Source organism: Mesobacillus jeotgali (genome assembly GCF_031759225.1).
Taxonomy (GTDB): domain Bacteria; phylum Bacillota; class Bacilli; order Bacillales; family Cytobacillaceae; genus Mesobacillus; species Mesobacillus jeotgali_B.
In genome coordinates this window covers 2,929,151-2,941,016 of the sequence record NZ_CP134494.1, presented here as the reverse complement: position 1 = coordinate 2,941,016, position 11,866 = coordinate 2,929,151, and the positions used below count along the sequence as shown (strand labels likewise).

General features: G+C 42.0%; 11 protein-coding genes and 1 other annotated feature. Of the genes, 7 read left to right on the top strand and 4 right to left on the bottom strand.

The window, feature by feature from the left end; translation table 11 throughout:
- Window positions 1–35 precede the first annotated feature (35 nt).
- Window positions 36–173: a hypothetical protein gene (locus RH061_RS14780; protein ID WP_311071276.1), complete on the bottom strand. Its 138-nt coding sequence runs from the start codon at window positions 171–173 to the stop codon at window positions 36–38.
- A gap of 188 nt (window positions 174–361) precedes the next feature.
- Here RH061_RS14780 and RH061_RS14775 point away from each other — a divergent pair, with 188 nt between their 5' ends.
- The 4 genes from RH061_RS14775 (at window position 362) to asnS (ending at window position 5,459) form a co-directional block, all read left to right on the top strand.
- Window positions 362–595, top strand: coding sequence for a DUF2249 domain-containing protein (locus tag RH061_RS14775; RefSeq protein ID WP_311071275.1), 234 nt, complete (start codon window positions 362–364; stop codon window positions 593–595).
- A 212-nt stretch (window positions 596–807) separates the two neighbouring features.
- Window positions 808–2,316, top strand: a complete 1,509-nt coding sequence (locus RH061_RS14770) for a carboxypeptidase M32 (RefSeq protein ID WP_311071274.1) — start codon at window positions 808–810, stop codon at window positions 2,314–2,316.
- A gap of 63 nt (window positions 2,317–2,379) precedes the next feature.
- Window positions 2,380–3,285: an EamA family transporter gene (locus tag RH061_RS14765; RefSeq protein ID WP_311071273.1), complete on the top strand. Its 906-nt coding sequence runs from the start codon at window positions 2,380–2,382 to the stop codon at window positions 3,283–3,285.
- A 497-nt stretch (window positions 3,286–3,782) separates the two neighbouring features.
- Window positions 3,783–4,015, top strand: a binding site (T-box leader).
- Between the two features lie 52 nt (window positions 4,016–4,067).
- Entirely contained in the window at window positions 4,068–5,459 is a 1,392-nt protein-coding gene (asnS, locus tag RH061_RS14760; protein WP_311071272.1) for an asparagine--tRNA ligase, read from the top strand.
- A 126-nt stretch (window positions 5,460–5,585) separates the two neighbouring features.
- On the opposite strand, the gene RH061_RS14755 is transcribed toward asnS, so the two are convergent.
- The 3 genes from RH061_RS14755 to RH061_RS14745 are packed head-to-tail and all read right to left on the bottom strand — an operon-like array spanning window position 5,586 to window position 7,894.
- Window positions 5,586–7,241, bottom strand: a complete 1,656-nt coding sequence (locus RH061_RS14755) for a b(o/a)3-type cytochrome-c oxidase subunit 1 (protein ID WP_311071271.1) — start codon at window positions 7,239–7,241, stop codon at window positions 5,586–5,588.
- A complete protein-coding gene (locus tag RH061_RS14750) occupies window positions 7,241–7,717 on the bottom strand; it encodes a cytochrome c oxidase subunit II (protein ID WP_311071270.1) in 477 nt (158 codons plus the stop codon). The genes RH061_RS14755 and RH061_RS14750 overlap by 1 nt, the downstream gene beginning before the upstream one ends.
- Window positions 7,718–7,744: 27 nt before the next feature.
- Window positions 7,745–7,894 carry a cytochrome c oxidase subunit 2A gene (locus RH061_RS14745; protein ID WP_192470442.1) on the bottom strand — a complete coding sequence of 50 codons (150 nt, stop codon included), beginning with the start codon at window positions 7,892–7,894 and terminating at the stop codon, window positions 7,745–7,747.
- A 623-nt stretch (window positions 7,895–8,517) separates the two neighbouring features.
- Between RH061_RS14745 and RH061_RS14740 the strand changes: the two genes are divergently transcribed.
- The 3 genes from RH061_RS14740 to RH061_RS14730 all read left to right on the top strand — a co-directional run bounded on the left by RH061_RS14740 (window position 8,518) and on the right by RH061_RS14730 (window position 11,703).
- Complete coding sequence (locus RH061_RS14740; protein ID WP_311071268.1) at window positions 8,518–9,291, top strand: SDR family NAD(P)-dependent oxidoreductase; 774 nt, start codon at window positions 8,518–8,520, stop codon at window positions 9,289–9,291.
- Window positions 9,292–10,046: 755 nt separating this feature from the next.
- Window positions 10,047–11,132, top strand: coding sequence for a type III polyketide synthase (locus RH061_RS14735; RefSeq protein ID WP_311071267.1), 1,086 nt, complete (start codon window positions 10,047–10,049; stop codon window positions 11,130–11,132).
- A gap of 1 nt (window position 11,133) precedes the next feature.
- Window positions 11,134–11,703, top strand: a complete 570-nt coding sequence (locus tag RH061_RS14730; protein WP_311071264.1) for an isoprenylcysteine carboxyl methyltransferase family protein — start codon at window positions 11,134–11,136, stop codon at window positions 11,701–11,703.
- Window positions 11,704–11,866: the final 163 nt, after the last annotated feature.

Here is an 11,866-nt window from a genome sequence, read left to right as displayed (position 1 = left end):
TGGAAAACCGCAAAGCTCCTCGCTTTGCGGTTTTTTTATGATGATTTTTGTTCCTCATCTTCCTCACACTCAAAACAAAGGACTCTTCCATCTTTATGGACACCATTCAAAAAACCGTCCAGGCAAAAAATCTCTTTCCCACAGCGCTCACAGCTGCCTACTAACTCTTTCACAAAAATCCCTCCCTTTCATATGATTTCTCCCTTGAAGGAGAAGTTCCTCTTTTTTTAGGTAAGATCTCTGCAGAAGCTTATTTCTTGAATGAGAGAAGTCATAGTCAAACTGTGACCGCGCTCACTACAAAGGAGTTTTCACAGACTTATAATGAAAATGTAAAGATCATAAAAAAGGAGAGAGAGAAATGACATTCAACGTTATTATCAATGTTCCTGATTACGCACCCCGTGAAAAACACCCGACCATATTCCAAAACTTCGACTCACTGCAAAAGGGTGAATTCATGCAAATTGTCAATGACCATGACCCTAGGCCTCTGCAATATCAATTCATGATGGAGCGTCCGGAATCATTTTCATGGGAGTATCTCGAAGAAGGTCCAGAAACATGGCGTGTAGCAATAGGAAAAACAAAATGATAAATTAAAAACATCCTCTGATTCCAAAGAACAACAGGTTCGCCTGTTGTTCTTTATTTTATTCCATAATAGATTAGTATTATTATTAACTTATAAACTAATTCAGATAGAATCTCTCATTTATTTGCATGGTACCTTTTTGTTATTCGCGAACGTAAATTTCAGAAAAGTATGATAAGATAGAATGGAAAGAGAAAAATGGGGTGAACTGAATGGGTGAAGTATTGCAAACAGAAAAGAAGTTTTTAGATTATGTTAAAAAAATGGCAGCCTATGGAGAGGCGCTTTCTTTGATTTATTGGGATTTAAGGACAGGAGCTCCGAAAAAGGGAGCAGGTCAGCGTTCTGAAGTGATCGGGGTACTTTCTTCCGAGCTGTTCAATATGTCAACTTCAGAAGAAATGGCATCATACATAGCACGTCTTTCTAATGAAACAAGTTTATCTGAAATCACCCGTAAAACACTGGATGAGTGCAGGAAGGATTACGACCGCAATAAGAAGATCCCTGCGGAAGAATACCGTGAATATGTGATTCTGCAATCAAAAGCCGAAAGTGTATGGGAAGAGGCAAAAGAAAAATCGGATTTTGAACTGTTCAGGCCGTATCTTGAAAAGCTGGTCGATACGACTAAGAGATTCGTAGGTTACTGGGGATATGAAGGAAATAAATACAATACGCTGCTCGATATGTATGAGCCTGGTGTCACAGTCGAGGTTCTTGACCAGGTATTTGGAGACCTTCGAGATAAAATCGTCCCACTCGTTCAGCAGATTTCCAGTTCAACAGATAAGCCTGAAACTGAATTCCTTTTCAAGCATTTCCCTAAGGAAAAGCAGCGTGCATTCAGTCTGGAAATCCTCAAACAAATGGGTTATGACTTTGATGCTGGACGCCTCGATGAAACGGTCCACCCATTTGCAATGGGACTTAACCCTGGGGATGTAAGGGTTACGACGAAATACGATGAATCAGACTTCAGGACTGCTGTCTTCGGAACAATCCATGAGGGCGGACACGCACTTTATGAACAAAACATTTCTGAAGAGCTAGTGGGAACGCCTATGAGTTCAGGCACTTCAATGGGAATCCATGAATCCCAGTCACTTTTTTATGAGAACTTTGTCGGGCGCAACTACTCTTTCTGGAAAAACAACTACAGCCTGCTGCAGGAGTATTCAGATGGACAGTTTTCAGGAGTGGAGGTAGAGGATTTCTATCGAGCTGTCAATGAGTCAAAGCCGAGCTTGATCAGGATCGAGGCAGATGAGCTGACATATCCGCTGCATGTAATGGTACGATATGAAATTGAAAAAGGCTTGTTCAATGATGAAATAGAAGTAAAGGATCTTCCTCAGATCTGGAATGACAAATATGAACAGTATCTCGGCATCAGGCCGGAAAATGATGCACAGGGTGTCCTTCAGGATGTCCATTGGGCTGGCGGCAGCTTTGGTTACTTCCCATCCTATGCTTTAGGCTATATGTATGCAGCCCAGTTTAAGAACGCCATGCTCAAAGACCTGCCTGACTATGAGGAACTCCTGGAACAAGGAAATCTTCAGCCCATTAAAGAGTGGATGACTGAGAAAGTCCATAAGCATGGAAAAATGAAAAAACCACTTGAAATCTTGACTGATGTAACTGGAGAGGGACTCAATGCCCAGTATTTAGTGGATTATTTATACGAAAAATACAATAAAGTATACCAGCTGGTCTAGTAAGGTCCTATTTTACAAAACAAGATGGCAGTCTTCCTGCCATCTTTTCTGTGTGGTGAATGTATGTACGGGAAATTGCCTTATTTTATGATCGCGTTTGCTGCGGCAATGTGGGGCCTGATCGGCTTTTTTGTTAAAGGCCTGAATAATGCCGGCTTCAGTGCAATGGAGATTGTGGCCATCCGTGTGTTGACCGCAGCCATTATTTTGATTTTGGTGGGAATTGTTTTTTACCGAAGTCATTTAAAAATCAGGATGAAAGACTTGTATCTTTTTGTGGGTACAGGGATTTTAAGTATTGTGTTTTTCAATTGGTCTTACTTTACGGCAATCAACCTGATGAATATCCCGATTGCAGTAGCTTTACTGTATACTTCTCCTGCCTTCGTTGCGGTGTTATCATTTCTTTTCCTGAAAGAAAGCATTAACAGGAAGAAACTGTTGGCGATTGTCATGACAGTCATTGGCTGTACACTTGCCGCTGGCATTACAGGGCAGGGGGGAATGTCATTTTCTGTCTCCAGTATCCTTATTGGCCTAGGGGCAGGGTTCGGTTACGCTCTTTACAGTATTTTTGGCAAGATCGCATTAAGACGTTACCATCCTTTTACGGTCACATTGTATACATTCCTTGTAGCTTCGGTTGCCCTGGTTCCGACAACTGGTATAACCAGCAAGGCGGTTGTTCTTTTCGCTGGGGATGCCTGGCTTTATGCGATAGGATTGGGAATCTTTCCGACTGTGGTCGCCTATTTTGCCTACTCCTGGGGCCTTGAAAGGACGGAAAGCAGTACTGCTGCAGTAGTTGCTACACTGGAACCCGTCATTGCCACCATGCTGGGAATACTGGTGTATGGTGATAGGCTGGGCGGTCTTCAAATGCTTGGATCCGCGTTGATTATCATATCTGTAATATCTATCAATATCTCAATTCCGAGCCGGAAGCAAAAAAAGCACTTCACTGTGTGAGTCAATCTCTTTTGAAGTGGAGAGAGAAAGGAGCCTGGTTCAATCCAAGCTCCTTTTTACTGTTCAAATGAAAGCATTTTTAGTTAGACGCAGTTATCATCATTCATTGTGGATTTTCGAGCACGTATGAGAATTCATAAGCGGAGAATTTCCGGCTATTGCATACAAAGGAAGCTTTTGAAGCAAAAATAGGCTGAGGTATTCCGGTTAACTGCTGAAAAAATGACAAAATGAAACGATTTTGATTAAATAACCGGAAAAACGCCCCTTATTTTTATGGAAAATATGCTCTTTTTCAATTTAAGCGGGAATTTCTCCGTTTATTTTTAAACACTGTGAAATCAACATTCAGATATAACAGGATTTTAGTTTAAGGAAATTGTTTTTGTACATAATGATTTTGAGGATTATTGTTTATAAATGGGGCGGCAACTAGACAAAAGATTATGTTTTGTGATAAATTATTACAGTAAAAATGCTTTTGATAACTACATATTTTAAAATCGATGAAAAGGAAAGTAGTTTTTGCTATATTCGATAGCGAGCTGGGGACGGTGGAAGCCTGGCGATGAAGCATAAATGAAGAACACCTTTGAGTTCTAACCGAAAGGGATATCGTGAGTAGGCTTAGACGTTTCCAGCACGTTACAGACTGGGATAGCAGTAGTAAAGTTGGTCATTTTATGACAATTTGGGTGGTACCGCGGAAGTTCAGCCTTTCGTCCCTTTTTTGGGGATAGAAGGCTTTTTTTATTGCAAAAATTACCATGAGGAGGCTAATCATGATTAAAACCGTAGTAAAAGATTTATACAGAAATCAAGAAAACTTTAAAGACGAAACTGTTCAACTTACAGGCTGGATCCGTACCCTTCGCGATTCCAAAACCATTGGCTTTATGGAGTTAAACGATGGAACATTCTTCAAGAGTGTACAAGTTGTTTTTGAAGATACCCTTGATAACTTCAAAGAAATTACAAAGCTGCCAATTAGCTCTTCTGTTTTAGTAGAAGGTGAGTTTGTACCAACTCCTGACATGAAACAGCCTTTTGAAATTAAAGCAACTAAAATTGTAGTCGAGGGATTGTCGGATACAGATTATCCTATACAAAAAAAGAGACATACCCTTGAATATTTGAGAACAATCGCTCACTTACGTCCGAGAGCCAACGCCTTCTCAGCCGTTTTCAGAGTAAGATCTCTTGCATCCTATGCCCTTCACAAATTCTTTCAAGACAAAGGGTTTGTCTATGTACATACACCGATTATTACCGGAAGCGATACTGAAGGAGCAGGGGAAATGTTCCGTGTAACATCAATGGACTTGAACCAGCTTCCAAAGACCGAAGACGGAAAAGTGGATGAAAGTGCGGACTTCTTCGGCAAAGAAACTAACTTAACCGTGAGCGGTCAATTGAATGCGGAAAGCTTTGCTCTTGCTTTCCGTAATGTGTATACCTTTGGCCCGACATTCAGGGCGGAAAATTCAAATACGGCACGACATGCAGCAGAATTCTGGATGGTCGAGCCTGAAGTTGCCTTTGCAGAATTACCGGATATCATGGACCTCGGAGAAGAAATGGTCAAGTATGTCATTGATTATGTTTTTGAACATGCACCAGAAGAAATGGCTTTCTTTAACAGCTTTATTGATAAAACGCTTATTGAAAGATTGCAGAATGCATTGGAATCCGATTTCGGAAGAGTTACTTATACCGAAGCTGTTGAATTATTAAAGAACTCAGGCAAGGAATTTGAGTACCCAGTTGAATGGGGAACGGATTTGCAAACGGAACATGAACGTTACCTTAGCGAGGAAATTTACAAGCGACCTGTCTTCGTAACAGACTATCCGAAAGATATCAAAGCATTTTATATGCGAGCGAATGAGGATGGCAAGACAGTTGCCGCTACAGACCTTTTAGTTCCCGGAATTGGCGAGTTAATCGGCGGAAGCCAACGTGAGGAAAGGGAAGAAGTCCTTGCAGAACGAATTAAAGAACTTGGTATGTCTGAAGAAGACTACTGGTGGTATCTCGAGCTTAGAAAATACGGCAGCACAAAGCATTCTGGCTATGGAATCGGCTTCGAGCGACTTGTTATGTATCTAACAGGAATGAAGAACATCCGCGATGTCATTCCATTCCCTCGTACACCAGGAAATGCAGAGTTTTAATTAAATAATATAAAAAAATAGGATGCTAAGGCATTCTATTTTTTTTATAACAATAAAAAAAACAGGGTAAGAAATTTTTTGTAATTTCTATCCCTGTTTTGGTTATTTTTTTGCAAGATAGAACTTTTAGAAGAATTTGTATCCCTTCGATCCTATTGGTGCATTTTCGATCATATCGATGAACGGTATTGTGTATGCGAATAGGATTAAAAGGACTGTGATGCCAAGCCATAGCTTCCAATTTTCAAATACCATTGGAGTTTTCTCGGCTGCATCAGCAACCTCCCCAACAGGGAATTCTTCTTCCCCTTTAGGTGCAAAGAACGCAAGGTTGATGAAAATGTAAAGCATCAGGATGATTCCAAGGAATAGGATCGATCCGCCAACTGCCTGTGCAACCTGGTAAGGAATCCATTCAGCAGCTTGCTCTGCACCACCGTAAGTTGAGAAAGATGAACGGCGTGGAGCTCCGAGCAGGCCGGCTGCGTGCATGGCACCGGACATGAAGGTCATTCCGATTGCCCAGACGATACCTTGAATGATTGCTAGTTTATTCATAGCTTTTGTCAGTACCCTGCCTGTAAGGTGAGGGACCAGCCAATAAGAGATTCCGAAGAAAGTCAGGACTACTGAAGTCGCAAGTGTCAAATGGAAATGCCCCGTAACCCAGATGGTGTTGTGTACTACCTGGTTCAACTGATGGGATGCGTTTACTAATCCGCCAGCACCAGCAGGGATGAAGGCAAGCATTCCGATAAATGGTACAGCAAAGCGTGCATCGCCCCAAGGAAGCTTTTTAACCCAGCCGAATAGGCCAGTAGACCCTTTAGAACGGCCAAACATTTCAAATGTCGCAAATAGCGAGAATGCAGTCATCAATGATGGGATGACAACTAGGAATGTTAAAATAACCTGAAGGAATTTCCATGCCGGGTCAATACCTGGCTCCATTAGCTGGTGGTGGAAACCAACTGGGATTGAGAACAACAGGAACAGGATGAACGACATCCTAGCTAATGAATCAGAGAATATCTTTCCGCCGATGATTTTTGGCACGATTGCGTACCAGGCCATATATGCAGGCAACAGCCAGAAATATACAAGCGGATGGCCGAAATACCAGAACAATGTACGGCTGACCAATACATCAACTCGCTCAACAAGGCCAAGTGACCAAGGAAGCAGTTGGAATAATACAGTTGCGGCGACACCGATTGTCGCTACAATCCACATAAGCGTGTTTACAAGTGACATGAAAGTAAGCAGTGGACTAGGTTTTCCTGGATTCGCTTTTCTCCATGCAGTATAAGCCATGATCAGTGCAGCTCCGTCGATCCAGCTTCCGACGATGACAAGCGTGAGTCCTAAGTAAAAGAGTGCGTGAGCTTGCAGTGGTGCGTAAAATGTATAAAGGACAGAAGCCTGGTTCGTCAGGATCATGACAGCAGCCATTACAGTACCGATTGTCATAGTCCAGAAACCAATCCAGCCAGTCAAACGTTGTTTATCTGTCAATGTACCGGATGTTTTGCTCACTAAAGCGAGCTGGAATCCCATAATGAAAAATGTAGTTAAAACCAGTCCGAGGACAACACCATGGATGGTGAGGATTTGATAATAACCAGTCCATGAAGGCAATTCGAATTTTCCTGAACGGACGAGTGTCTGGAGCAAACCTGCAAGACCGCCAATCGCAAGTGCGATGAAAGCGACATAGAAGTGGGCCATTGCCAATTTGCCGTCTCGGCGGTCTACCTTTGGATTAATTAATTTTGTATTCATTATTCAACCACCTCGATTTTAGACGACATCATGTGGTGGCCGACACCACAATATTCATTACAAACAATCAGGTAATCGCCAGCTTTGTCAAAAGTTGTGACGAACTCACTGATATATCCTGGCTCAAGCATCATATTGATATTTGTGCCTGCCACCTGGAAGCCGTGGATGACGTCTTTTGTAGTCGCGATTACTTTCACCTTTGCTCCCTTTGGAACTTCTACCTGTCCAGGATTGTAGGAAAATGCGGATGCTACGAATACGAGTTCGTAATCCCATTCTTTTCCTTCAACCTTCTTCAGTCCCGGCTCGTTGAAAGGTGCAGTAGTGTCTACCTTTTCGGGATTGATTGTTGCCAGACAGCTTGGAGGCTGGTTGCCTAAATAGAAGGCGCTGACTCCGATAACAGATAGGAATACGATTAGTGTCGTAATTCCGAATATCAGCCAGATCTTTTCAAATTTATGAATATGCATAACTTCTTTCTCCCCTTTTGGTCTCTCTTAAAAACGATTAACAAATAATAAATAAACGCCTACCCAAGTAGCAATTAAAAAGAATCCCAACAAGAACACAGATGCAAGTGTTCCTTTCAAAGAAGATTGTTCTTCCACCTTCGTATGTGTTTTCTTCCCGATTCCAGGCTGAGCCATCCCGGTCCACTCCCTTCGTAAAAATGTCCGTTATTAATTGATAAGTACACTCTCATAATACAAAACAATTTGGAAACGTAAATATGGTTTCAGACAGTTCACAAATTGTTCATACCTGACATATTTACTATGTTAATGGTGAAAACGCGTCAATACAGTGATTTAAGTCACATGGCAGCCGGGGTAAATGTGAAGAATTTGTGAATACATCCATGTGAAAACATGAGCAAATAAGGAAACAAGCAATTCGGGATGTGACAGAACGACTTGACATTTTAAAAAAAGGAATCACCAATCCACACCCAAGCTAATAAACTAATATAAAATGCATCGATCAGGAAGTGGTATTCATGCAAAAATTTTATTGCGAACATTGCCGCCTCATATATGATGAAGTGAAAGTTTGTAATATATGTGGGGGAGCAGCCGAAAAACAAATCTGGATTGAAGTACAAAAGCAATCCGACGAAAAATAGCACCTAGTTTGGTGCTTTTTCTTTCGACGAGATGCTTTATATGGAGACTTTTGAGTAAAAAGTTTAGTTGATGTCCGGGCGACGAAACCTGAATCTCCTGCTTAATATGTTAAAATGAAATCAATTTAAAGCGGGAGGATGATGTGAATGTTTTTGCCATCTTTTGATTTAGAGGGGAAAACAGCAATAGTATCAGGTGCTGGTAGAGGGATCGGCAGGGCGATCGCCATTGGTCTGGCTGAGGCTGGAGCAAATGTTGCCTTACTTTCACGAACGGAGGAAGATCTCAAAGAAACATCTTCTGTTATTGAAAATTTAGGAAGGAAAACTCTCGTGCTGCCGACAGATGTGACAAAGAGGGACCAAGTACATAATTCGATATCTGCAGTAAGCTCGGAATGGGGAAAGATTGATATTCTTGTCAACAATGCGGGAATGAACATCCGTTCAAAGGCTCTCGAAGCAACGGATGAAGAATGGCAAACAATCATGGATACAAATCTGAAATCAGCCTTCATGATGTCCCAGGAAGCAGGAAAAATCATGAAGGACCAAAACGCAGGGGGTAAAATCATTAATATTGCCTCTGTTGCCGGACAGGTAGCGCTAAGGACAGGTGTGGTCTATGCAGCGACTAAAGCCGCCCTTATGCAGATGACAAAGGTGCTCGCTATGGAATGGGGACAATACGGGATTAATGTGAACTCAATCGGGCCATGGTACTTCAAAACGCCGCTGACTGAAAAGCTGTTGGCCGACGAAGCATATGTACAGGACATCCTCGCTGTTACGCCACTGAAAAGAATCGGTGAGCTTCCAGAGCTAGTGGGTCCGGTGGTTTTCCTAAGCTCGGATGCCGGGAATTATGTCACTGGACAAACCCTGTTTGTCGACGGTGGAATGACGATTCATGGATTTTGAGGAGTGCCAGCTCAAGTACACGTACTGTAAGCAATAGTATGTGTACTGCTTTGCCCTAATATGAGTTGTAAAAACAAGTGGATTTACATGCTTAAAGAGTAACTTCTGTTCGAAAGGTACCCTTATGTAAGAGAACTGTCTTGCATAAGGGTATCTTTCTGCCCGAATAGTACCCTTATAGAGGGGGACTAACTTCCGAAAGGGTATCTTTCTGCCTGAATGGTACCCTTATAGAGGGAGACTGACTTCCGAAAGGGTACCTTTCTGCCTGAATGGTACCCTTATAGAGGGAAACTGACTTCCGAAAGGGTATCTTTCTGCCCGAATAGTACCCTTATAGAGGGGTACTGACTTCCGAAAGGGTATCTTTCTGCCCGAATAGTACCCTTATAGAGGGGTACTGACTTCCGAAAGGGTATCTTTCTGCCTGAATGGTACCCTTATAGAGGGGTACTGACTTCCGAAAGGGTATCTTTCTGCTCTAAATGTGGGAGCTGCCTTGCTCAAAAGCAGCCATTGAGGTAAAAACAGAGACTAATCGTTGAAATATCTTGTCAACTGGTAAAGATTTTATAATGTACAAGGTCCCGGTGCATTGTATAATGAACTTGCACAGCAACTCCTTCAAAACGTTAGGCTTTCCCTTATTGCGGGGAAAGCTTTTTTTTCGTTTCATAGCGACATGCTAGTTTGACTGTATACTCTCCGGGTAAATGGAAAAAGTAACCGTACATAGATGTGAGGAGAGTATAAACATGCCGAGAGTTATATCCATCGCAGAAGCTGTACCGCCATATTCTATAGAGCAGGATAGGGTAATGGATTTTGCAGAAAATCTTTTCAGTGAATCCTTTAAAGACATAAAAAGGCTGATCACCGTTTTTCAGAATGGCCAAATAGAAAAACGCCACTTTGCAAAAGACCTTGAATGGTTTGAACATGACCATACATTTGAAGAAAAGAATGATGCCTATATTGAGGCAGCTGTGGATCTTGGGGCAAAAGCCATTTTGAATTGCCTGAAGAACAATGAATTCTTAACAGACGAAGTCCATCTTGAAGAAATCGATGCTATTTTTACCATCAGCAGCACGGGTGTGTCGACTCCGAGCATTGATGCGAGAATAATGAATGTCCTTCCTTCTTCTCAATATACGAAAAGAATTCCGATCTGGGGCCTCGGGTGTGCAGGCGGGGCATCGGGGTTGTCGCGTGCCTATGAGTATTGCCTTGCCTATCCAGAAGCAAAAGTTCTTGTGCTATCAATTGAATTGTGCAGTTTAACCTTTCAGCGAAACGACCGTTCGAAAAGCAATCTGATCGGAACTTCGCTGTTTGCAGACGGGGTTGCATGTGCCCTGGTATGCGGGGATCGTTCCGGCTATGAAAATATAATGAAAAAATCTGCTGCCCCCAATATAATTGGTACACAGTCCACCACCATGCCTGATTCGGAAGATGTAATGGGCTGGGAAGTGAAAAATGAAGGACTCTATGTCGTGTTTTCCAAGGATATACCGACGATCATCGAAAACTGGCTGCAGCCCAATGTTTTAAGATTTTTAAATACTAAAGGCCTTGACGTTCAGGATCTTGATCATTTTATTGCACATCCAGGAGGAAAGAAAGTACTTGAAGCCTATGTTTCTGCTTTGAAGTTTCCAGAGACAATGACGAGGATTTCACTTGAGGTCTTGAAAGAATATGGGAATATGTCTTCGGCGACTATACTATATGTATTAAAGAGGTTCATGGAGACAGCGGAGGAAGGCGATCTTGGCTTGGGCGCAGCCCTTGGGCCCGGTTTCAGCTCGGAATTGTTATTGATGAGGTGGGAATAACATGGTGTTCCTCCTATTTGTTGGATTAGTCATTTTTCAGAGGATGACCGAACTTGTCATAGCCAGAAAAAATGAAGCATGGATGAAAGAGCAGGGGGCAGTAGAGTTTGGACAGGGACACTATCCTGCTATGGTAGCCATCCATACAGCTTTTTTCATAACTTTTATCGTCGAAGTGATTCTCTTTGATAAAAATCTGTCAGGATATTGGCCGGTCTTGCTTGCTCTGTTCATTTTTACACAGATAATGAGGATTTGGGCACTGTCTTCATTGGGAAAGTTCTGGAATACAAAAATCATCATCCTTCCGGGCGCCAATGTCGTCAAGAGAGGTCCATATAAGATTATCAAGCATCCTAACTATTTAATAGTGGCGATAGAGTTGATCGTTATTCCCTTAATGTTCAATGCCTATTTTACAATGGCAGTTTTTACTCTATTGAATATCCTTATTTTATCCATTAGGATCCCAGCGGAGGAAAAGGCATTGAGAGAGCTGACGAAGTATGAATCGGAATTCTCAAATCAGGGCCGCTTCGTTCCGAACTTGTTAAATAAGTGTGACAATTAATCTCCTTCCATTGAAAATGATAATCAATAGTGCTACACTTTCCTTAAGATGAAAATAATTCTCAGTTAAAAAAGAACCTTAAGGATGGTGTCGTATCAATGGTTTCCATGTTAGTTGTTTCGACTGTAGCAGCTTACTCCTTACTGATGAAATATGTATTGAG